The sequence below is a fragment of the Siminovitchia terrae genome (assembly GCF_003605405.2).
In the GTDB taxonomy this organism is placed as follows: Bacteria; Bacillota; Bacilli; order Bacillales; family Bacillaceae_C; genus Siminovitchia; species Siminovitchia terrae.
The window spans coordinates 172,448-195,130 of the sequence record NZ_QYTW02000003.1; the positions used below are offsets into that span (position 1 = coordinate 172,448).

Consider the following 22,683-nt stretch of genomic DNA (forward strand, 5'->3'; position numbering starts at 1 on the left):
CCACCTTTTAAAGGAGTGTATGAACTAACCGTCTTGTCTCCCTGTCTACTTCCCTTATGGCAGAAAAATCAGGATTTTCAATGACATGGTGCCTTTCCATGGCTGTTTCGATTAGTTCTTCAATCCTGATAAATGGTATTTTCTGTTCAAGGAAAGCATTTACAGCAGCTTCATTTGCTGCATTTAATACTGTTGGCAATGTACCGCCCCGCCGTCCGGCCTCATAGGCGAAATATAGGCACCGGTATCGGTCCATGTCCATTTTTTCAAAGTGAAGCTCCCCAATTTCCGCAAGGTTAAGTCTTTTCGCCGACGGAAGCGGTAAGCGCTCCGGATAAGTCAGAGCATATTGAATAGGAACTCTCATATCAGGGGTCCCCAGCTGCGCAATCACACTGCTGTCGTGGAATTCGACAAGCGAGTGTATGATGCTTTCTCTGTGCAAAAGAACATCTATTTGATCATAAGGTAAATCAAACAGCCAATGAGCCTCTATTACTTCAAGGCCTTTGTTCATCATTGTAGCAGAGTCAATCGTAATTTTGGAGCCCATTGACCAATTAGGGTGATTTAAAGCCTGTTCAAGGGTCACAAACTTCAATTCTTCTCGGCTCAAATCTCTAAAGCTCCCGCCTGATGCAGTAATAAGCAGCCTGGATAGATTCTTCATGTCCTCACCTTGCAAACATTGGAAAATAGCCGAGTGCTCGCTATCGACCGGTAAGATATCCACCTTTTTTTCCTTTGCCGCCGTCATAACAAGATGTCCCGCTGTTACCAATGTTTCTTTATTGGCTATAGCAATATTTTTCCCAGCTTCAATCGCCTGTAACGTCGGATAGAGTCCAACACTACCGATAACTGCATTCAGAACAACATCCGCCTTGTCGTAAACCGCTGCTTCCACCAGACCCTGTTCGCCATATACAAATTTTATCTCAGACGAGTACTCCCCTTGCAAAGTTTCGCAGTCCTCTTTTGTCTGTACCGCAACAAGTGGTGGGTGAAACTCCGTAATAATCTCCCTGACAAGCTCTATATTTCTGCCGGCCGTTATGGCAGCCAGTTGAAATTTCTCAGGATGCTCCCTGATCAACTCAAGAGTTTGAGTGCCGATTGATCCTGTTGCTCCCAATAAACTAATATATTTCAAACTCTTCACTCCCGATGACTACTATTCATACTTATTCAAAAAAATGACCGAATTTAGAAGCAAGGTTTGGACAAAAACCAAGCTACAAACGATTTGCCGTTGATTATTTGGTGATATCCACTAATTAAATGCGCCTTGGCGTATTTGCGCCCAGATTTTATCGAGCACCGCTCGATAAATTTCCTCTTAAAATCTGTGACATTCGCCGGAGGCTTTAACTCTATTCAGCCACCAATATGCATTCTCACCACTTACTGAAGTGGGAGACTTCTGCTGAATGAAGTTAAATAATTTGCAGCACGTGGACGAGCGGTAATACAAACAACCAGCTGTCACATCTGTCCAAAATGCCTCCATGCCCTGGCATGATATTGCCCGAATCCTTCACCCCATAATGACGTTTAAAGGCGGATTGGGCCAAGTCTCCAATTTGTCCAAAAACGGAAAGTACCACAGTCACAATCAGCAATTTGACAAGTGGGATATCAAGGCTGGTAAAGCTGAAAAATGCCAGCGCAATGAGCACAGCAATCACAATTCCGCCCAGGGAACCTCCAATGGTCTTGTTTGGACTGATTTCCGGCCATAGCTTGCGCTTGCCTAAAGACCTTCCAACAAAATACGCTCCGGAATCCGTTCCCCATACAACAAACAGCACATAGAACAAATAAACGATTCCAGCTTCACGTGTTTCCATCAGAAAATGGAAACCAATTCCTACATACAATACCGATAGTATAACAAATCCAGCATCATCAAAAGTGAATTTATTTTTACTTATAACAGTATATGATAAAAAAAGGAGGACAGCCAAAATGGCAGCCTTTATTTTAATATCCGCCCCATGGCCTGAATCAAACGCCTGTCCGGGTAGAAGAATAACCCAAAGGAGCGCTAAAGACAAGGCTCCTTGCACAGAAACGAGCGACAGGTTTCGCATTCTCAATAATTCATACAGCCCAATTGTTGCCATGGCATATATCAAGAGAATGAAAGGAATCCCGCCGATATAAAGCAATGGTAAAAAAATCGCTATTGCTACTATTGCTGAAATAATTCTAACCTTCATTATTGTATCTCCTCACCAAGTAATCCGCCATATCTCCTGGAACGCTTTTGAAATGATTCAACTGCTTCAAACAAGTGCTCTTCCGAGAAATCAGGCCAGAGAACATCCATGAAGTACAGCTCTGTGTACGCAAGCTGCCAAAGCATGAAATTGCTCAGGCGAACCTCCCCACTTGTTCTGATAAGCAAGTCTGGATCTTTCAAGCTTTTTGTCATCAAATAAGTCGAAAAGCATTCATTGTCAATATCCTCTTCACTAATAATGCCTTTCTTGACATCTGTGGCTAGATGTTTGATCGCATCAATTATCTCCGAGCGGCTTCCGTAGTTTAATGCAAAGTTTAAAATGAGACCGTCATTGTTTTTTGTTTTCTCTTTTGCATGATCGACAGCTCTTCTTGTACTCACGGGGAGCTGGTCCATATCTCCCATTGTTGAAACTTTTACATTTTCCTCAATCAATTCTGGTAGAAAACTGTTCAAAAACTGTTCTGGAAGTTTCATTAAGTAATCAACCTCTGTTTTAGGGCGCTTCCAGTTCTCAGTTGAAAAAGCATATAATGTAAGGATTTTAATTCCTAGTTTATTAGCTGCTTTCGTTACTTTTTTTACTGTCTTCATTCCCTCATGATGGCCTGCAATACGGGGAAGAGTCCTTTTTTTCGCCCATCTTCCGTTGCCATCCATAATGATAGCAACATGGTCCGGAATAGGGTGGGCAAGAATTTGACTGATTCGGTCATCCTGCCCATCTTGATCCTTTGAAGTTTTCCATAACTTCATTTTATTGAACATAATGAGTCCTCCGTCAGAAATACATTCTTCTGTGCGTCAAACATATTTTAGCATATCCATATGATGAAGCGATATGATTCTCCATCGATTTATTCCTTCATTTTGGTATAAAAGGAAAAAACCCTCCAAAAGGAGGGATTTATATTTAAAAATAAGAACTTTTCCTGTTTACCCGGATCAAACAGGGGCTTTCGCTTTTGTATTATACAGCCAAAACTTCCTGTTCTTTCTCTTTTGTAAGTTCATCAATTTGCTTAATATGTTCATCCGTCAGCTTTTGAATGTCATCTGCATAACCGCGTAGGTCATCTTCAGAAATTTCACCGTTCTTTTCAAGTTTTTTCAAATCTTCGTTCCCGTCTCTGCGGATGTTTCTTATGACAACCTTGGCATCTTCTGCTTCTTTTCTAACTTGTTTCACAAGATCCTTGCGTCGTTCTTCCGTTAGCTGCGGAATGGAAATCCGAATCAGGGAGCCGTCGTTAGATGGCGTTAAACCAAGATCGGATTTTAAAATGGCTTTTTCCATTTCGCCTAAAGTCGTTTTATCATAAGGCTGGATCACAAGGAGACGAGCTTCAGGTACTGAAATGTTTGCCATTTGGTTAATTGGCGTCGGAGCACCGTAATAATCAACAGAAATCTTGTCCAAAAGCGCTGCATTCGCCCGGCCCGCACGAATGCTTGCCAATTCACGACTGTACACCTGAATGGCTTTTCCCATTCTGTCTTTCGCATTTGAAATCACTTTATTCGGCATTATTCCTTCCCCCTTACTATCGTTCCAATTTGTTTACCCATGACAGCACGTTTGATATTTCCTTTTTCTGTAAAAGAGAACACGATCAACGGAATATCATTGTCCATGCAAAGAGATGACGCGGTAGAGTCCATGACAGCAAGTCCTTCTTTCAATACATCAAGATAAGAAAGCCTGTCATATTTGACTGCATCCTTATGCGTCTTCGGATCCGCGCTGTATACACCATCCACATTATTTTTTGCCATTAAGATAACATCAGCTTCAATTTCTGCTGCTCTTAATGCCGCTGTTGTATCCGTTGAGAAGTATGGATTACCAGTGCCCGCCGCAAAGATGACAACACGTTTCTTTTCCAAGTGTCTGATGGCACGGCGCCTGATGTAAGGTTCAGCAACTTGAAGCATATCAATGGACGTTTGAACACGAGTTTCAATTCCAAGATGCTCTAAGCTATCCTGCAAAGCTAAGGAGTTCATCACCGTTGCCAGCATCCCCATATAATCTGCAGTTGCACGGTCCATGCCCATTTCGCTTCCAATTTTTCCGCGCCAGATATTTCCGCCTCCGACGACTACAGCAACTTCAACGTCAAGCTCAGCCACCTCTTTAACTTGCTCTGCAATGGATTTGATCACTGCCGGGTTGATACCGAAGCCTTCATCTCCCGCCAGTGCTTCACCACTTAATTTAAGTACGACTCTTTTGTATTTTGGGGTATCCATCTGAACCTCCAATAATCCCTTATTGTATGTATTTGACAAATGTTGTTTTTAAAATAGGGAACACGATGTGTTCCCTATTTTAACATATAAATTCTAAAGCTATTGCTTAATAGGCCTCGATTACATCTGAAACGGACCCGTGTATCACATTACTTACTTTTTCGTTTGGCTCATTACCTCTTCAGCGAAGTTTTCTTGACGCTTTTCCATACCTTCGCCTACTTCATAACGAACAAATCCGAGCACTTCAGCACCTTTGGCTTTTACAAATTTACCAACTTTTTCATCTGGGTTTTTGACAAATGATTGATCAAGAAGGCAGATTTGCTCGAAAAACTTACCGAGGCGGCCTTCAACCATTTTTGCAACAATTTTTTCAGGCTTGCCTTCGTTCAAAGCTTGCTGTGTAAGAACTTGGCGTTCACGATCGATTTCTTCCTCAGAAACCTGGTCGCGTGAAACATATTTTGGATTGATGGCAGCAATATGCATAGCAACATCTTTTGCAGCTTCTTCATCATTTGTTCCTTCAAGAACTGCTAGAACGCCAATGCGTCCGCCCATATGAAGATATTCACCGAATACGCCGTTGTCAGATTTCGTTTTAATTTCGAAACGACGGAGTGTAATTTTTTCTCCAATTTTAGCAATCGCGCTGTTAATAAATTCAGTCACAGTTTCGCCGTTGCTCATTTTTTGTTCCAAAGCTTCTTCAATGGATGCAGGCTTGTTCGCAAGAAGATGCTCAGCCAGTTCCTTTACAAGCTGTTGGAAATTTTCGTTTTTTGCAACAAAATCAGTTTCTGCGTTCACTTCTAAAAGAACTGCTGTGTTTCCTTCACTTAAAATAAAAGTAGTTCCTTCAGCTGCAATTCTGTCAGCTTTCTTAGCAGCGGAAGCCATTCCTTTCTTTCTAAGGAAGTCGATCGCTTCCTCCATGTTGCCGTTTGTTTCTGTCAAAGCTTTTTTGCAATCAAGCATGCCGGCACCAGTTTTGGCACGCAATTCTTTAACCATTTGAGCAGTAATTGCCATTTTCATTTCCTCCTCGTGTAATAAAAAAGGTGTCAATAAGCACATGATTGTGTGAAAAAAGGTGACAAAGTGTCATCACTCTTATCACCTTTCGAATCGCCTGAATTCAGGCAGATATCATATAACGATTATGCATTAGCAGTTTCAGTAGATGCTTGTTCTTCCTCTGCAGGCTCTTCACTGTATTTAGCTTCCAATAATGCATCAGCCATTTTAGAAGTAAGCAATTTTACTGCGCGGATTGCATCATCGTTTGCTGGAATGACATAATCTATTTCATCCGGATCACAGTTTGTATCAACGATACCGACGATTGGAATATTCAACTTACGCGCTTCCGCAACAGCAATGCGCTCTTTTCTAGGGTCAATGATGAACATTGCATCCGGAAGAGTCTTCATGTCTTTAATACCACCCAAGAACTTGACAAGACGATCACGCTCTCTGTTGAGCATAACTACTTCTTTCTTTGGAAGGACTTCGAAAGTACCGTCTTCTTCCATTTTTTCAATCGCTTTTAAGCGCTCAATTCTTTTTTGGATCGTTTCAAAGTTAGTCAAAGTTCCGCCAAGCCAACGATGGTTCACATAAAATTGGCCTGCACGTTCAGCTTCATCTTTAACAGATTCTTGAGCTTGTTTTTTAGTTCCGACAAAAAGGACTTTACCATTGTTTTCGGAAAGCTCTCTCATAAAGTTATAAGCTTCTTCAACCTTCTTGACTGTTTTTTGCAAGTCAATGATATAGATACCGTTTCTTTCCGTAAAGATGTATTTTTTCATCTTAGGATTCCAGCGGCGTGTTTGGTGTCCAAAGTGTACACCTGCTTCAAGCAATTGCTTCATAGAAATGATTGACATAATTTTTTCCTCCTCGGTTTTTCCTCCGCTTCACTCATCTTCCGGAAAGACTGTTCTGTCGAAAAAAACAGCACCCTGTCGCGAAAATCATGAAACGTGTGTATTAATACCATCAAATAATATAGCATAACCAAATATGTTAATCAAGCACGAAATGCCGTATCGCTCTATGGAGCCAATTAAACGAACAATCATGAAACAAGACTAAGAGTAGTTGTCACATCGAAAAATGCTTCCAGTGCTCTTTTTGTCTTTTTGATGGGAAAAGCGCCAGCGCCTTACTCATCACGTACTGAGTCCTTCTGACTTATCGTAGGAAGAAGCGCGAAGTATGTAGTCGGTAGGCGCTGGAGCTGGACCATAAAGCACTTTGTTCAAAATGTTAAACCTAAAAAATTATCTTTCAAAAACCCTTTTAAAATCGTCGATAACTCAAATTATACTACTGCTAAACAGCCCTATTCAGAATACAATTTTTTCTGTTATTATTTCAGATTCTCTCGTTTCCTCCACAAGAAATATCCGATCAACCCGCAAAAACAACAATTAGAATATTAGTGTATTCGGACCTATTTTTATTTGTGGCAATCACTAAAAAGAGCCAACGATCGTCAGCTCTTTTCACAAACTCCTGAGATAATAATTCGAATTCTTCCGCTTTGAGGAGGGCTTCTGCTCTTGAATTCACCCTAAGTTTTTTAAAAAAATTTTGCTTAAATGATTATAGAACTTTCATATTCCGGAATAAAGACAGCAATTCACCGGAATTTCATCAGAAGCTCTATTTCTGTTTTACCTTTATTCAGCTTCCTGGCTATGTCCGTAACGGTCAGTCCTTGTTCAGCCAGCAACTTCACCTGCTCCCTCAACGGCTGTGGATCTGTGGCATCGTCAGAGACATCGCTTAGGGGGTCTTGTTTCGATTCCAAGGGCCTTGCCTCCTCTTGAACATCCTGATGCTCCTCAGTCGCTGGAACAAGCTTCTTTTCTTCCATTATAATATTTGCCGCTATAGCAGCCGTAGTTTTATCTTCTGTCTCCCTACTCTCCATTAACCTGCTCAAAAGTTTTTCATTTTCATCTTTAATTTCTTCAAGCAGGGAAGCCATTACCTGTTCTGACTCCTTAAGGACAAGCTGTTGTCTCTTTTCAATGCCCATCAACTTGTTTTGTCGCATATACAGTAGTAGCAGAGCAAACGCCAAAAGGACGTTGATTAGAAATAAAATGAATATAAGTGTCCCAGTCACTTTTTCATCTCCGCCTGTCATTTTTGTCCGTCTTCAATAATTGCTGCCTTAATTTGAAGAGGGCTTTGGAATGGATTTGTGAAATTCTTGATGTGGAAAGCTGCATAATATGGCCGATTTCCGTCAGCGTTAACTCTTCTTCATAAAAGAGACTTAAAACAAGCTGCTCATTTTCAGTAAGGGTTGTGATCACTTCCGCCATTTCTTCGAGCCATTCTTTTTGTATAATCTGCTCTTCCGGGGTTGGAGTCTGATCATCTTTGATTGTATACGAATGATTTTCTTCGTCCTCTTCTCCCGACATATATTCATTCACGGAGAAAATCTGGGCAAAAAAGTACTCATTCATTGTTTTGATCACTTCCGTATCGGTCACACCCATTTTGGCAGCAATTTCTTCAGATGATACATGACGCATAAATTCTTGTTCCAAAGCGTTTTGTACACTTTCTATTTCTTTTGCCTTCTCGCGTGTACTTCTCGGAAGCCAATCTTCCTTTCGCAGCCCATCTATAATAGCCCCTCTAATCCTAAAAGAAGCGTAAGTATCAAATTTAAGTTTCCTAGTCAAATCAAACTTGTCCAAAGCATCGAGCAACCCCATAATACCCAAGCTTTTTAATTCTTCCCTACTCACGTTTTGAGGCAAATTAACCGAAATTCTTTGCACATGATAAGTGACAAGCGGCATATATTTTTTCACTAAGTGATTGCCTGATTCCGAGTCTCGCTCCTCTCTCCAGCGTTCCCAATGTTTATGTTCCTCAAGGGGCAGTGTAAGTGACATGTGTATCCCCTCCTCTAACAAATTAGAATGCTTCGGGAAAAGAAAATCCTTTTAGTGCAATTTTTTATTTGCTGTAAAACATTTTTTGCAACCTAGTAATAAATGACTCTTTCAAATGAGCAGGCTCCTGATTTAAATTTCCATGGATGAGAGATAGAGTCAGTTTTTTCATATTGACTGAAACAGGTGCTCTTGGAAATTCCAAATATACCGGTCGATTGGCTAGAACGGCTTTTCTCATATGCTTATCTTCAGGCAATATCCCCAATAAGTGGATTTCTTTTTGAAGAAAGGTTTCCATTGCTTTCTTGAGACGTTCGAAGGTCTCCCTTCCTTGCTTATCATTGTCTGAACGGTTGCATATGAGGAGCATCCTAGCATCAGCCCGAACCCGGTGGATTAGCTTCATCATGGAATAAGCATCCATGATAGCCGTAGCCTCCGGTGTTGTAATGACGATGATCTCATCAGCCGCCAGCGATAGTCGAAGCATCCACGGCCCTGCACCAGCGCCCATGTCAAAAATGATAATGTCGTAGATTTCCTGCATTCGTTTGAAGCCATAAAAAAGCCTGTCAACTGTTGTCTCGTCAAGCTCAACTGCTTCTTGAAATCCATTTCCGCCGGCGATAAACGAAACACCGCCAGGACCCAATTCGACAATTTCGGAAAGTGGTTCTTGATTATAAATAAAATCACCCATCGTTTTCGTTGCCGCTCCACCCAACAGTAAATTGACATTCCCCATGCCAATGTCCAGATCGACAACAAGTACATTAAACCCCTGCTCAGTAAGAATGATTGCCATATTGCTGGAAATATTGGATTTTCCCACTCCACCTTTTCCGCTGACAACAGCTAGAGTCCTCGCTTTTTTTCGGGGCTGCCTATTGATTTTTCTACGTAGGTTTTCTGCCTGATCCTTCCTCATTCACTGCCATCTCCAAAAATAAAATCAACAAACAATTCCGGTGCGGCTATGATGATGTCGTCGGGAACATCCTGACCTGTTGTGACAAACGCCGTTGGCAAGTTGTACTTAAGCATAATATTCACCATCGATCCAAATACTTTTGTTTCATCCGCTTTTGTAAAAATCAACCTGTCAATAGACATATGCTGAAAATTGTCCATAATTGGCATAATATCTCTTTCTTTCATCGTCACACCCATAACAAGAAAAGTCTTGAGATCATTTTCCATCGATAAGATGTTATGTAATGATTGAACGAATTCAGCGTCCCGATAATTTCTACCTGCGGTATCAATAAAGACTTGGTCATAATCTGCAAAGCTCTCTACTGCTTTAATGAAATCCTCCAGCTCATAAGCAACTTCAACCGGAATATCGAGTAATCCGGCATATGTTTTTAACTGATCAATAGCGGCAATACGATATGTATCTAAAGTAATAAACGCCACTTTTTTCTTCTCTTCCAACGCTGCATGTGCTGCTAGCTTCGCCAGGGTGGTTGTCTTCCCTACCCCTGTCGGTCCCACAAGTGCAACAAACTTTTTCTCGCCTGATGGAGAAAAGTCGAGTTGATCTATTTGGTCAGCAAGAATTTTTTTCGCCTCTTGGATGACTTCCTTTTCTGATGGCTCTTTTTTTGCCTTCCGCCAGCTATCTAGCAATCGTTCACCGATTTTCGCTACATGGCGTTCGTCCAGTTCCTGATCTAATAATGTTTCAAGCGCCTTTTGAATCGAAGCAGGATAAACCGCCAAATCAGGATCAGTTGTTTTCTGGCTGGATGCCACCATTTCTTTCAGTTCCGCTAATTCAAGCAGGAGCGATTTTTCATAATCCTTCGGTTCCTGTTCAATATGATCCAAGGTCTCTGTTAAAACAGGTGAAGGATCGATTTCCGGCAATTTATTGTCATCATCCATGACAGCAACGACTTCGAACTTTTTTTTCTTGAAAAAGCCAAGTACACCACCGGTCCAAACTACCTTGGAACTTAAAATAACCGCTTCTTCCCCAACCTCTTCTTTTACTTTTTGAAAGGCTTCCGGCATTGAAGGAGCTATGATTTTTTTTATACCCATTAAACGTTCACCACCCCGATACTTTGGACTTCCACATCCGCTTCCAGTTCATTGTATGAAAGGATGGGTACCTGAGGAAAATATCTTTCAGTCAATTGGCGCAAATACATCCGCACGGCCGGGGAGCATAAAAAGATCGGTGTTTGCTGGATTTGTGACAGATCTTCGATTTGAGCAGCGGCCGCTTCCAGTATCTTTTGCGAATCCCCTGGGTCCATTGCCAGGTAGTTTCCATTCTCGGTCTGCTGAATGCTGTCAGCAATCATTTTTTCAACCTTCCCAGAAACCGTAATAACTTTCAATACCGGATCATCATTCGCATATTGCTTCGTAATCTGTCTCGCTAAAGCCTGACGTACATATTCGGCAAGTATATCCGTATCCAGCGTCACTTTTCCATAGTCAGCCAAGGTTTCAAAAATCAATGGCAGATTTCTGATCGAAACATTTTCTTTCAATAACTTAGCCAACACCTTCTGTACCTCTCCGACTGTCAGAGGATTAGGCGTAACCTCTTCGACAAGAATCGGATAAGACTCTTGTAGATGGTCGATGAGCTCCTTCGTTTCCTGCCTGCCAATTAACAAATCCGCGTTTACTTTCAAGACTTCCGTTAGATGAGTTGATACGACGGACGGCGGATCTACCACAGTGTAGCCCTCGATTTCGGCCTGCTCTTTCACTTCTTCCGAAATCCATTTCGCCGGAAGGCCGAATGACGGCTCAATCGTGTCAATCCCCGGTATCGTATCTTCCGTTCCTGGACTCATCGCCAGGTAATGATCCAAAAGAAGTGTCCCTCTTGCTACTTCGTCACCTTTTATTTTGATCAGATATTCATTCGGCTCCAGTTGGATGTTATCTCGGATTCTGACAACAGGAATGACAACGCCCAATTCCAAAGCCAACTGCCTGCGAATCATGACAATACGGTCTAAGAGATCCCCACCCTGGTTTACATCCGCCAACGGGATAAGCCCGTATCCAAATTCAAATTCAATCGGATCCATCTGTAATAAATCGAGTACACTTTCAGGTGATTTCATTTCATCCGCTTCTGCTTCCTCTGCTGTCAGAGCAAGAGGATCTTCAGTACTTTCAGGAATCCGGCTCAATGCGTATCCTCCCGCCGCCAATGCCCCAGCAATTGGAATGGTAATCATATTGCTGATAGGAGTCGTTAAGCCCAACAAGAAAATAGTCGCCCCTGAAATATAGAGGATTTTTGGATAAGCAAACAATTGGCCCGCAATATCGGATCCAAGATTACCTTCCGAAGCTGCACGTGTTACAACAATTCCCGTTGCTGTTGAAATTAAAAGTGCCGGAATCTGGCTAACAATTCCATCTCCTACAGTCAGCATTGAATATCTTGTGGCTGCTTCAGCAATTGGAAGGCCCTGCTGGACCATTCCGATCAATATTCCAAAGAGCAGATTAATGATGACAATGACAATACCAGCAATGGCATCTCCCTTTACGAACTTGCTGGCACCATCCATGGCTCCGTAAAAATCTGACTCGCGTGAAACCTTTTCCCTGCGGTCCCTTGCCTCATGTTCTGAAATGATACCTGCATTTAAATCTGCATCAATGCTCATCTGCTTACCAGGCATTGCATCAAGTGTAAACCTTGCAGCTACTTCCGAAACACGCTCCGCACCTTTTGTAATAACGATGAACTGAATAACAATCAAGATAAAAAACACAACGAGACCGACAAGTATATTGCCTCCGACTACAAACGTGCCAAACGTTTCAACAACACCGCCAGCATCGCCCTTAGAAAGGATGGACCTTGTGGTGGAAACGTTAAGACCCAGTCTGAATAAAGTAAGGAGCAATAATAATGAAGGAAATATTGAAAACTGCAAAGGCTCGTTCACATTCATCGTAGTTAAAAGGACCAGTAACGCTAGTGATATATTGATGATAATCAAAAAACTTAACATCCATGGCGGGAATGGAATGACCAGCATGGCAACTATTAAAATAACACTTAGCAATACGGCAATTTCCTTTGTCTTCATCATGTCTGGCCCCTCCTTCCATTCGCTGAATTTCATATCTTATGCTTAATGCGATAAACATAAGCCAGTATTTCGGCTACCGCCTTGAAAAACTCATCCGGGATGGCGTCTCCTATATCGGTCTGTTTGTAGAGCGCTTGTGCCAGCGGGCGGTTTTCTACAAGCATGACCTGATGCTCTTTTGCTACCCGTTTTATTTTCTGGGCCATGAAGTCAATCCCTTTGGCCACGACAACTGGGGCATCCGCTTTTTCTTCATCATACTTGAGGGCAATAGCATAGTGGGTCGGGTTCGTTATGACAACATCGGCCTTTGGAACCTCCTCCATCATCCTTGTCATCGCCATTTCTCTTTGCTTCTGCTTAATTTTTGATTTAATCAGCGGATCGCCTTCCATATTCTTAAATTCATCTTTCACATCTTGTTTGGACATCCTGATATTTTTTTCAAAATCATATCGTTGATATAAGTAATCAAATAAGGACAGGAATAATAATGCGATAGATGCGCTGATACCCATTTGTAAAGTCAGACTTCCAATCGTTTTTAAAGCGGAGGGAACTGACTTGTGCGATAGGATAAGAACTTCATCAATCCGGAGCCACAATACAAGGAATGTGATAAAACCGACAAATCCGATTTTTAAAATAGATTTTAGCAGCTCAACGATGGCCCTGATCGAAACAATCCGTTTGAATCCTTTAATGGGATCAATTTTCTCAAGCTTCGGCTTCATGGATTCTGTGGTAAAAAGAAACCCGACTTGTAAGAGATTTGCTCCAAGACCCGCCACCAGTGCCACCAGCATGATGGGGCCTAGCAGTACAGCAATTCGTATGATCAAGTCCAAACCGATTTGGTGTAAGTTTTCCGCTGTTAAATCCATGAGCATATATTGACTGAAGGTCTTGCGGAAAATATCCATCACTACTTGGCCAACGCTAGATGAAAAGAACATTAGAAAGCCGAAGACAGACAATAAGCTAATAGCAGTATTGACATCCTGGCTTTTGGCCGTCTGTCCTTTTTTTCTCGTATCCTGTCTTTTTTTCGGTGTGGCTTTTTCTGTTTTTTCACCGGCAAAAAACTGCAAATCTAGTTGTAGTAGCTTCATTCCAAACCACCGAGTCTTTCCATGACATCCCTCATCGTATGGCCAATCGTTTCAAATAAGTTTTGCACGATGCCCAAAATGACACCAATGACTATAAAGATAACGATAAAACTTACTGCAATTTTGATAGGAAAGCCGACAACAAACACATTCATCTGAGGAACGGTTCTCGCGACAATGCCTAGAGCAACATCCACAAGAAACAGTACTGCCACAACAGGAACAGCCATCTGAAAAGCGATGACAAACATCATGGCAAATGCTTTGATCACGTATTCCACCAGGCCTGCATTGCCAAACTCCAGAGTTACCTTGTCAATCGGGATAAATTGATAGCTGTAGAATATCCCGTCCAACAGCATATGGTGGCCATCAACAGCTAAAAGCAGCAAAAACGAAAATATATACAGATACTGTCCGATCAAGGGAGATTGAGCACCTGTCTGCGGATCTATGACATTGGCAATCGCAAATCCCATCTGAAAATCTATGAAGCTTCCCGCTACCTGAACGGCTGACAAAATCATATACCCCATGAACCCGATAAATAGTCCGACAAGCACCTCTTTTATAATTAATAAAAAATATTCCAGGTCAATCGGAAGCGGCGAAGCATCCACCGTATAGTACATGAGCAGCGAAATAAAAAAAGCAAACCCGATCCGGAACATAGCCGGGAGCGTTCGGTATGAAAACAGCGGCATTGTTACAAAGAAAGCGGACACCCGCATGAAAATCAGGAGAAACACTGAAAAAGCTGGGACAATGTCTATCATTCTTTTAACCTACAAACCGGGTCAAATTTTGAAAAATATCTGTTGTATAAGATAGCATCCTGCTCAGCATCCATGGACCAAAAAAGACAATACCTACAAGGACTGCAATGATTTTTGGTATGAAGGCCAGAGTCTGCTCCTGGATTTGAGTTGTAGCTTGAAAGATACTCACAATCAATCCAACCGTCAAAGCTAAAAGCAACAGCGGCCCAGCTACAATCAATATTGTAAATACTCCTTTTCCAGCTAGAGAAATGACCGATTCGGCGCTCATAACATCACCTTCCTTGGGATTGGTAGTCTCACTAAAAACTCTGCAGCAGCGATTTGACGACTAAATACCATCCATCAACCAAAACAAACAGCAGTATTTTGAACGGTAGAGAGATCATCACTGGCGGTAGCATCATCATCCCCATTGACATCAATACACTGGCTACAACCATATCAATCACAAGGAACGGGATGAAAATCATGAATCCGATTTGAAATGCTGTCTTCAATTCACTCAGAGCAAAAGCAGGGACAAGTGCTGTCAATGGTATATCTTCAATCGTTTTTGGACGTTCTGCCCCCGAATAATTTAAAAATAATTCCAGGTCTTTCTGTCTTGTATAAGAGCTCATAAATTCCTTAAACGGAACCGCAGCTCGTTCATATGACTCTTCCAGGGAAATTTCATCATTAAACAGCGGCTTCAGCGCTTCTTTGTTCACTTGGTTCAAAGTCGGCGCCATCACGAAAAAGGTTAAAAAAAGCGCCAATCCAACGATGATTTGGTTTGGAGGCATTTGCTGGGTAGCCAGCGATGTTCTGACAAAAGAAAGCACAATGACAATCCTGGTGAACGATGTCATGACAATCAGGATTCCTGGTGCAATCGACAGAACCGTCAGCAACAAAAAGAGTTTCACTGATGTTGACACGGTTTCAGGTGAACTGTTGAAAAACTCCATGACTTCATTCACTTTTCATCGTGCCCCTTTCCCTGCAACTCTTTTAAAATATTTTGTCGTTGCTTCTTAATTGCATCCATTTCATTCTTAAAATGTTCTTCGAATGTATTGGGATTCTTCTCATCTCTTTTGGACTTCAACATGTCTTTTATGTTTGCGGCAACCTTTGTCACCACATCTGCCGATTGAATGCTTCCTTCGAGCTGCTCATTATATTGAGTCAAAATTTCCTGCTGTTCCTGCTCATTCGTAATTTCCCTCAGAAGCTGGACGTTTTCCCCGACACCCAATATAAGTAGACGATTTCCGGCTTTTACAATCTGAATCGAACGGTTTCCGCCAAGAGCAGTTCCCCCTAGATTTTGGACAATGCGGTTTTGCTGATAGGACTGGCTTTTTTTATTAATGAATTTCAATAAGAAATAAAGCAGCGCAATCACAAACACCAGTGCAAAAATCGTTTTGAAAACATCAAAGAAGCCAATCGAGAGTGATTCATTTCTGCTATTTTCCATTTGCGATTTGTTTAAGCTTTCCGGCTCCTCACACTTGTCGGGGTTTTTTATGCATTCTTCTACGGAACCCTTCGGGCTCGCATGAACAGGATATGGTTTGGAGTTTGTGAGAACGATCAAAATCAATAATAGAACCATCCATTTATTTTTCATACTGCATACCTGAATTCATTATCTTTTTATACTTGCTTGTTCCCTTATGGGTGGTAGCGCTCCTCATTAACACGATCGTTCCCTCACAATCCGATTTCAAAACTTATTTCAAATATTGCAGACGATTTTTCCTGCTCAAAATGTCTGTTACTCTTACACCGAAACTCTCGTCGATAACAACGACTTCTCCTTTTGCGATTAGACGATTGTTAATCAAGATGTCCACCGGCTCGCCGGCTAATTTATCCAGTTCGATAATAGAGCCCGATCCCATTTCAAGAATATCTTTAACCGATTTATGTGTTCTTCCCAGCTCAACAGTCACCTGAAGCGGGATATCAAGTAGAACATCAAGGTTTTTTGTATCTGCTTGTTCTTCAAAACCATTATCAAATTGAGCAAAGCTTGCACGTTGGACATTCACGTTCTCGTTTTGCGGCTGTTCGCCGGAATGACGCGGCGCTGGTGAAGAAGCTGGTTCTTCCATCTGCTTTGTCTGTTCCAATGTTAAATCCACGGCTGCCGCAGTTTCTGCTGCCGATGTTTCAACAACTTCTTTTGATTCACTCGTTTCCTCAGCCTGGGACCATAGTTCTTTTACTAAGCTTTTAGCAAAGTTGACAGGAATGAACATCGTCAACTTAGAATCTATAATTTCCCCAACCTTTAAATCGAAAGATACTTGCGCAAAAGGAGATTGATCTGAAAGCTCCTGAAGTACTTCACCTAATGTTTCATTGGATACATGAAACGTCGGGGTAGAGATATCTACTCTTTTTTCGAAGAACGAGGACATCGAAGTAGCGGAGGAACCAATCATCTGGTTCATTGCCTCTTGCACAGCACTTTGCTGGATCTCGTCCATTTCTTCTGATGGATTCGTTCCATCACCGCCCATCAAAACATCCGCAATGACCGAAACATCCCTCTTTTTTAGAAATAACACATTCACACCTGAAAAGCCCGATGTGTAAGTAACCTGGACAGCCATACCCGGGTCTTTTGATTCCGATAAGGTCTGCCAATCGATGATGGAGACTGTCGGGGTAGTGATTTCTACTTTTTGGTTCATCATAGTGGAAAGCGCAGTCGCTGCATTCCCGAAAGAAATATTCCCCACTTCTCCCAGGGCGTCTTTTTCTATTTCGCTCAGCTCATCCGTTTCCTTTGTTGATTCGTCTTCTGATTGATTCATTTCCTCGAATAACATCTCAATCTCTTCTTGGGAGAGCTTCTCACCATTCATCGTCCTCATCTCCCTCATTTATCATATTTAAAATTTGAACAGCCAAATGTTTGTGTTTCATGCCGGGCTGCCCCGTAAATTTTGGAACCCCCGCAATTTTTACTGTAAGCGGCTCATCAATCCGGTTCCGAAGCTGAAACACGTCCCCTTTGTTTAGTGCAAGAAAATCCCTTATCGTCAAATAAGTCTTGCCCAATTCAACGTCCACCTCGACATTTGTTTCCTTGATACTTTGCTTCAGTGCATCAAGGGCTTCCGGTTTTTTTTCCTTAGAACCGGACTCCATCCAATATTGAGCAGACAGCTTTGAAATGATCGGCTCCAGAACAACATGTGGGAGCATGATATTAATTGTTCCGTTTGTATCACCAATCACCGCATGCATTGATACGACGACAACCGTTTCGTTTGGTGAGACAACCTGCAAAAACTGCGGATTGACCTCTATTTCAGAAAGCTCCGGTTCAATATGTGAGATACTTGCCCACGCTTCCTGCAGGGGGGCAAGAGTCTTTTGGAATAGATTCGTCAGCAGCTTCATTTCAATATCAGTTAAAAGGGAGATTTTATTCATGCCCGTCCCTTTTCCTCCCAAAACCCGGTCCATCATCGCATAAGCAATATCAGGTTGAACCTCCATGATCATCCTACCTTTGAGCGGTGGAATTTCAATGACGTTCAAAAAAGTCATGCTGTCAATCGAACGGATATATTCTCCGTAAGGAACTTGGCCGGAAGAAACAACTGATATATGGACATAAGTTCTTAAATGCGCCGAGAATAAAGTTGTCAGCAAGCGAGCAAAATTTTCATATATTCTTGTCAAACTGCGAATCTGGTCTTTCGAAAATCGGAGCGCCCTTTTAAAGTCATAGACTTTGACGATTTTTTCAAGCTCTGTTGAAACCGGGGCCTGTTTCGGCTCTTCATTATCGTTGCCGGTTGCTAAGGACGAAATCAGATCATCGATTTCTGTTTGTGATAAAACCCCTTGGGATAAGACATCGTCTGGCATTGCCGTCACCTCCTAACGTTGCTTTTTCGTATCCTATGAAATGATATAAGAGGTAATGTAAACCTTGACTACTTCCCCTTCTTGCATAATTTCATTGATTCGTGATTTTACTGCCTCTTCAAATGATTGCTTGCCTTCCTTGCCTTCCAGTTGGGGAGACTTCATATCGGAGAGTTCAGTAATGATGATATTCTGCACTTGGAACTTTCGTTTCTCCAATTCCTCTTTTGCATCCTTACTGTCTGTTTCAACCATGAAAGAGATTTTTACATATCTGTTATCAAGCAAGTTTGTTGCGATTTCCCCCATGTCCACTGAAAGCTTTATGACATCGTCAATCGACTGTTCCTCACTAGCCGCTTCTTTTTTTCCGAGGCCAAGCTTGTCATAGGTGAGCAGTCCAGCAGCTCCAACAAGTAAAATAACAGTAATAATAATGAGTACTTTATTATTTTTCATCAAGATCCTCCTGCTGCCCGCGTCCTAATAATTGAATCGACTGATAGAACTTGTGGATTTTCTCCCTTACAAACTCTTCAGACTCTGCCACTACATATTTCCGGCCATTCAACATTGTGATCGTTGTATCGGGAAAAGACTCAACCGTTTCAATATACAGTGCATTCAAATGAAAGGTTTTTCCATTCAATTTCGTAATATGTATCAATGAACCATCCAGGACCGGAAAAAACCCGGTCCTGTCCCTCCCTTACTTATCGTTTTAAATTGACAAGCTCCTGCAAAATCTCATCTGAAGTCGTAATGATCCTTGTATTTGCCTGAAATCCGCGTTGTGCCACAATCATTTCAGTGAACTCTTCCGAGAGGTCAACGTTGGACATTTCAAGGACACCGGAGACGAGCTTTCCGGCTCCGTTCTCGGTTGGCCTACCTGTTTCAATTGTTCCTGCAGCGTTTGTATGAACGTAATAATTCTCTCCTACTTTTTCTAGCCCGCCATTATTTGAGAATCTGGCAATGGCTATTGTCCAATCAGAGAAAGTATCCTCACCTTTTTTGTAAGAGATGACTCCATCCTCGCCAATACTGAGATTTGATATTGTTTCTGGGTTATCAATCTTAATCCCTACTAGTTGACCATTCGCATTATACCCCTGAACAATATCGCCGGAAGCTGTTACAAGGTTACCGTTATTATCAAAGAACAGGTTCCCCGCTCTTGTATACTTTTCCATACCGCTTGAATCTTTAATGACCAAGTACCCATCACCCTGTATTCCTACATCAAGCACCCGTCCAGTGGTCTGCATGCTTCCCTGTGTATCAACTGTATCAATAGATGCAAGCTGCGAACCGAGTCCGACCTGCTTTGGATTGACTCCTCCACGATTTCCATCTCCTGCACTTGCTCCAGAAATCGTTTGGCTTACCATGTCCTTAAATGTGACACGGCCTTTTTTAAATCCAAATGTGTTGACGTTCGCGATGTTGTTTCCGATGACGTCCAGTTTGGTCTGAAAGTTTTTCATTCCGCTGATTCCTGAGTACATTGAACGTAGCATGTTCCTATTTTCCCCTTTCGTGTCAGCCGCTCCGGTCAGCCGGCGGCTGCTGTCCTCCTATTAAGATCCTTCTATTTTCTAATCAACTAAGATTGTTCCATCCATATTATTGAAGATTCACCTGCGGTGAACTTGCAACCAATGTGGCATTTTTCAGCGATGCAAGAAGTTCCTGGATAAGCTTCACTTCACTTTTATTCAATTCGATACGATTTTCTGATCTTTTCAATTGGCTTCTTTGAGTTCATTTAAAAAGAATGATCTTCAACTTGCTGCATTCACAGTAACATCATATTAAGAGGATGGCTGAAATTATTTATGCCCCGCCATCTCCTTATTCAATTTTTGTCAGCTTTTTGGATTCAACCACTGCACCATCATCCAAGATTACCGAAATAATACCGTCCTTTGATGTTACAGATTTGACTATTCCAGATTTCTCCTGCTCGCCGTCCGTCCACATCACTTTTTTTCCAATCAAATGACTGGCTGTGACGAGTGGGCTTTCGTTGTTACTATGATGCATTTCCGATATGTTCCCTGGTGTCAATTCTTTTCCGTCCTCAAGAATGATTTTTACAGAATCACCCATAAACTGCACCGAGCTGACCACGCCTTTCCCTTCAATTATTTCCGGATCTTTTAACGGGTCATCGCTCTCGATGATTTGATGCCATGTCACTTCTTTGCCTACAAATTCACTAAAAGCGATCAAATTTGCCTGCGAAGCACTGTCTACAAACTTTTCTAATGACTCGTTCATTTTTATCAATTGCTCCAAGGAAGAAAAAGTAGCCATCTGCCCTATAAATTCTTTGTCATCCATCGGACTAAGAGGGTCTTGGTTTTGAAGTTGTGCGAACAGGATTTTTAAAAAAGCATCTTTTCCCAATGAATCGTTATTTGTCGTCTGCCTTTTAATCGTCTCAGTTGGCAGAAAATAATCACTGTTAATCGTGTTTGACATTCTTCGTCACCTACACTTCCATCTCAAATAAAACTTTTTGTAAAAAGTCGGTAAACCCTTCTTCATCCTTTTCTTCTACAAAAGTATTTTTGCCGGAATTTTGATCCGATTCAGGCTGCTCCTGGTCGCTCCTCCTACGATCTTGACTGTTGTAGCTTTCAAGACCCTCCTGAAAGGAAATATCTACTTTATCCACCTGAATATTCTGTTGGACAAAAGCCTGCCTTAGTTGATGAATCTGCGAGTCTAGCATATCTTTTGCCATACTTGTGGATGTCAGAACCCGCGCAATCATAGCACCGTCCTTTTGTGTTAGTTCTATCCTGAGTGAGCCGAGATGTTCGGGATACAGGCGGATTGTCATACTTTTAGTTTGAAGCCCCTGACTGAAATGGGATTTTTGTAAAACTGTTGTAAATTGTCTTACGAGCTCTCTTGCTTTCCTTTCATTGGAGCTTGTTTCGGTAAGGCGGACTATGACTTCTTCCGTTTCGTTTCTGTTCACGTTTGATGCTTGAACGGTATTTGAATCTGACTTGGTTTGCAGATTTCTGGTATCGTCGTTAATTTTCTCAGCGCCCTTAGTCAATGAGGGTACCCGAGAAGTGCTCTCTTTTGCAAAATTCACAGTTTCTAAACGAATCGATCCCGTTTTTTCCTCTTTTGTTTCTGCGTTCTCCGTATTGACCATAAATTGCCAAGGAGTGTCTTTTATCAACTGCTTGTCACTGTTCTCAGACTTTATATCCCATCGGGTGGGCATGCTCTGTTTCACAGGTAATTGTCCAGTGACTAGAAAAAGAGGTTCGCCGTTCTTTTGAAAATTAGATGTCGTAGATGCGTTCTGTTCCAGCACATAGGTTAACTCCTTTAATGCTGAATCCAGCTCTCCGGTATCTATTTCAGCATGAGAATCAAGCTGTTCAAATCCCAACATGATCTGTTTCAAAACAGGTTCCAAGTCCACTGCTACTTTCGGGAGTTCAGTCTCCTTTAAATCTTCCAGCAAATGAATTGCCTCCTGTAAAAGTTCCTGTTCATCCTCATCCGGGTCAGATTCACCTTTTTCCTGTAGTCCTTTCAAAGCCTCCAAAACATTTGTCAATAGCTCGATCAAGCTAGTATTTTCCTCAGCTGCATCCATTGCTTCATTTGCAGGTTCAGACTGAAAACTTTGAAGTTTCAAATTCAGAATATCTCCAAATAGGCCGTTTCCCTGCCCGTTCTTTTTTTCAGGCTGGTTCACCATTCCAAGGTTGAGAGAAGCCTCAAATATAGGTATCCTCACTTTTGTTTATCTCCCCTCGGCTGTTCTCACAGCTAGCATCTGAGTATAGCCTGCCGCTTTTTCAGGCGGCATCTTTTCCATGATTCTTGCCAGCGGTTCGGAGCCAAGGCTCGATAAGATGTTAACAGCTTCTTCATCTTTCATTTCCACAATGATGGAAGCTGCCCGCTTGGGCATCATTGTTTCATAAACTGCCACGATTTCATTCATCTCTCGCTTCTTATCGTTCTCCACTTGGCTGTTTTCTTCAATGGTCGTTTCCAACCTTTTCTTATCTTGGTTTAGGAGATCTATTTCAGACTCTTTTTCTTCTACTTTTCTTTCTAACCGGCTGATTTTCGCATTTTTTTCTTCAATTTGAGCTTGAAGCTTCACGATGGCTTCATTGTGTTCATCAATGCTCACCGTCTCTTTTCCACCGAGGATAGAGGATACAACCGGAATCTTTCCTCCGATTTCCTTCGCTTTTTCATATACATTCACTCCGGTAAGCGTAGCAGCTAGCAAGGTGAGAAAAAGTATGATCAGAAGCGGGATTATTACCCATGTAAAAAGCTTTTGAAAAAGACCTGTTTTCTTATTATCTTTTTGCGTATCTTCAATACTAGCCACCT

26 protein-coding genes are annotated in these 22,683 nt (G+C 41.9%); all 26 read right to left on the bottom strand.

The window, feature by feature from the left end; all coding sequences use genetic code 11:
* Positions 1 to 7 precede the first annotated feature (7 nt).
* The 26 genes from D5F11_RS05160 to D5F11_RS05280 all read right to left on the bottom strand — a co-directional run bounded on the left by D5F11_RS05160 (position 8) and on the right by D5F11_RS05280 (position 22,681).
* Positions 8 to 1,153, bottom strand: a complete 1,146-nt coding sequence (locus tag D5F11_RS05160) for a 1-deoxy-D-xylulose-5-phosphate reductoisomerase (RefSeq protein ID WP_120115146.1) — start codon at positions 1,151 to 1,153, stop codon at positions 8 to 10.
* Positions 1,154 to 1,436: 283 nt separating this feature from the next.
* Positions 1,437 to 2,222, bottom strand: a complete 786-nt coding sequence (locus D5F11_RS05165) for a phosphatidate cytidylyltransferase (RefSeq protein WP_120115147.1) — start codon at positions 2,220 to 2,222, stop codon at positions 1,437 to 1,439.
* Positions 2,222 to 3,016, bottom strand: coding sequence for an undecaprenyl pyrophosphate synthase (locus tag D5F11_RS05170; RefSeq protein ID WP_120115148.1), 795 nt, complete (start codon positions 3,014 to 3,016; stop codon positions 2,222 to 2,224). The genes D5F11_RS05165 and D5F11_RS05170 overlap by 1 nt, the downstream gene beginning before the upstream one ends.
* Positions 3,017 to 3,218: 202 nt before the next feature.
* Positions 3,219 to 3,776 (bottom strand): ribosome recycling factor, encoded by a 558-nt coding sequence (gene frr, locus D5F11_RS05175; RefSeq protein ID WP_120115149.1) that lies wholly within the window; start codon positions 3,774 to 3,776, stop codon positions 3,219 to 3,221.
* A complete protein-coding gene (pyrH, locus tag D5F11_RS05180; RefSeq protein WP_120115150.1) occupies positions 3,776 to 4,501 on the bottom strand; it encodes a UMP kinase in 726 nt (241 codons plus the stop codon). Before pyrH ends, frr begins: the two co-directional genes overlap by 1 nt.
* A gap of 153 nt (positions 4,502 to 4,654) precedes the next feature.
* Entirely contained in the window at positions 4,655 to 5,536 is an 882-nt protein-coding gene (gene tsf / locus D5F11_RS05185; protein ID WP_120115151.1) for a translation elongation factor Ts, read from the bottom strand.
* A 128-nt stretch (positions 5,537 to 5,664) separates the two neighbouring features.
* A complete protein-coding gene (gene rpsB, locus D5F11_RS05190; RefSeq protein ID WP_120115152.1) occupies positions 5,665 to 6,396 on the bottom strand; it encodes a 30S ribosomal protein S2 in 732 nt (243 codons plus the stop codon).
* A gap of 758 nt (positions 6,397 to 7,154) precedes the next feature.
* The gene (locus D5F11_RS05195; protein WP_120115153.1) at positions 7,155 to 7,667 is read right to left on the bottom strand and encodes a hypothetical protein; all 513 of its coding nucleotides are present in this window, start codon (positions 7,665 to 7,667) and stop codon (positions 7,155 to 7,157) included.
* Positions 7,651 to 8,433, bottom strand: coding sequence for a FliA/WhiG family RNA polymerase sigma factor (locus D5F11_RS05200; protein ID WP_120115154.1), 783 nt, complete (start codon positions 8,431 to 8,433; stop codon positions 7,651 to 7,653). The genes D5F11_RS05195 and D5F11_RS05200 overlap by 17 nt, the downstream gene beginning before the upstream one ends.
* A gap of 64 nt (positions 8,434 to 8,497) precedes the next feature.
* Complete coding sequence (locus tag D5F11_RS05205; RefSeq protein WP_120115155.1) at positions 8,498 to 9,364, bottom strand: MinD/ParA family protein; 867 nt, start codon at positions 9,362 to 9,364, stop codon at positions 8,498 to 8,500.
* Positions 9,361 to 10,485 carry a flagellar biosynthesis GTPase FlhF gene (gene flhF / locus D5F11_RS05210; RefSeq protein WP_120115156.1) on the bottom strand — a complete coding sequence of 375 codons (1,125 nt, stop codon included), beginning with the start codon at positions 10,483 to 10,485 and terminating at the stop codon, positions 9,361 to 9,363. The genes D5F11_RS05205 and flhF overlap by 4 nt, the downstream gene beginning before the upstream one ends.
* Positions 10,485 to 12,518 (bottom strand): flagellar biosynthesis protein FlhA, encoded by a 2,034-nt coding sequence (gene flhA, locus D5F11_RS05215; protein WP_373316047.1) that lies wholly within the window; start codon positions 12,516 to 12,518, stop codon positions 10,485 to 10,487. Before flhA ends, flhF begins: the two co-directional genes overlap by 1 nt.
* Positions 12,519 to 12,547: 29 nt before the next feature.
* A complete protein-coding gene (gene flhB, locus D5F11_RS05220; protein ID WP_120115157.1) occupies positions 12,548 to 13,630 on the bottom strand; it encodes a flagellar biosynthesis protein FlhB in 1,083 nt (360 codons plus the stop codon).
* Positions 13,627 to 14,406 carry a flagellar biosynthetic protein FliR gene (gene fliR, locus D5F11_RS05225; RefSeq protein ID WP_120115158.1) on the bottom strand — a complete coding sequence of 260 codons (780 nt, stop codon included), beginning with the start codon at positions 14,404 to 14,406 and terminating at the stop codon, positions 13,627 to 13,629. Before fliR ends, flhB begins: the two co-directional genes overlap by 4 nt.
* 4 nt (positions 14,407 to 14,410) lie before the next feature.
* The gene (gene fliQ / locus D5F11_RS05230; RefSeq protein ID WP_120115159.1) at positions 14,411 to 14,680 is read right to left on the bottom strand and encodes a flagellar biosynthesis protein FliQ; all 270 of its coding nucleotides are present in this window, start codon (positions 14,678 to 14,680) and stop codon (positions 14,411 to 14,413) included.
* 31 nt (positions 14,681 to 14,711) lie between these two features.
* A complete protein-coding gene (gene fliP, locus D5F11_RS05235) occupies positions 14,712 to 15,374 on the bottom strand; it encodes a flagellar type III secretion system pore protein FliP (RefSeq protein ID WP_120115160.1) in 663 nt (220 codons plus the stop codon).
* The gene (locus D5F11_RS05240) at positions 15,371 to 16,030 is read right to left on the bottom strand and encodes a flagellar biosynthetic protein FliO (RefSeq protein ID WP_120115161.1); all 660 of its coding nucleotides are present in this window, start codon (positions 16,028 to 16,030) and stop codon (positions 15,371 to 15,373) included. The genes fliP and D5F11_RS05240 overlap by 4 nt, the downstream gene beginning before the upstream one ends.
* Positions 16,031 to 16,133: 103 nt before the next feature.
* Positions 16,134 to 17,276, bottom strand: coding sequence for a flagellar motor switch phosphatase FliY (gene fliY, locus D5F11_RS05245; RefSeq protein WP_120115162.1), 1,143 nt, complete (start codon positions 17,274 to 17,276; stop codon positions 16,134 to 16,136).
* Positions 17,266 to 18,291: a flagellar motor switch protein FliM gene (gene fliM, locus D5F11_RS05250; RefSeq protein WP_120115163.1), complete on the bottom strand. Its 1,026-nt coding sequence runs from the start codon at positions 18,289 to 18,291 to the stop codon at positions 17,266 to 17,268. Before fliM ends, fliY begins: the two co-directional genes overlap by 11 nt.
* Positions 18,292 to 18,324: 33 nt before the next feature.
* Positions 18,325 to 18,750: a flagellar basal body-associated protein FliL gene (gene fliL, locus D5F11_RS05255; protein WP_120115164.1), complete on the bottom strand. Its 426-nt coding sequence runs from the start codon at positions 18,748 to 18,750 to the stop codon at positions 18,325 to 18,327.
* Positions 18,740 to 18,958, bottom strand: coding sequence for a flagellar FlbD family protein (locus tag D5F11_RS05260; protein ID WP_120115165.1), 219 nt, complete (start codon positions 18,956 to 18,958; stop codon positions 18,740 to 18,742). The genes fliL and D5F11_RS05260 overlap by 11 nt, the downstream gene beginning before the upstream one ends.
* Before the next feature lie 46 nt (positions 18,959 to 19,004).
* Complete coding sequence (gene flgG / locus D5F11_RS05265; protein WP_120115166.1) at positions 19,005 to 19,814, bottom strand: flagellar basal body rod protein FlgG; 810 nt, start codon at positions 19,812 to 19,814, stop codon at positions 19,005 to 19,007.
* Positions 19,815 to 19,920: 106 nt separating this feature from the next.
* Positions 19,921 to 20,043, bottom strand: a complete 123-nt coding sequence (locus D5F11_RS27705) for a hypothetical protein (RefSeq protein WP_281277066.1) — start codon at positions 20,041 to 20,043, stop codon at positions 19,921 to 19,923.
* Positions 20,044 to 20,148: 105 nt separating this feature from the next.
* Positions 20,149 to 20,781, bottom strand: coding sequence for a flagellar hook assembly protein FlgD (gene flgD / locus D5F11_RS05270; protein WP_120115167.1), 633 nt, complete (start codon positions 20,779 to 20,781; stop codon positions 20,149 to 20,151).
* A 10-nt stretch (positions 20,782 to 20,791) separates the two neighbouring features.
* Positions 20,792 to 22,069, bottom strand: a complete 1,278-nt coding sequence (locus D5F11_RS05275) for a flagellar hook-length control protein FliK (protein WP_120115168.1) — start codon at positions 22,067 to 22,069, stop codon at positions 20,792 to 20,794.
* 6 nt (positions 22,070 to 22,075) lie between these two features.
* Positions 22,076 to 22,681 (bottom strand): MotE family protein, encoded by a 606-nt coding sequence (locus tag D5F11_RS05280; RefSeq protein WP_120115169.1) that lies wholly within the window; start codon positions 22,679 to 22,681, stop codon positions 22,076 to 22,078.
* Between the last annotated feature and the right edge of the window lie 2 nt (positions 22,682 to 22,683).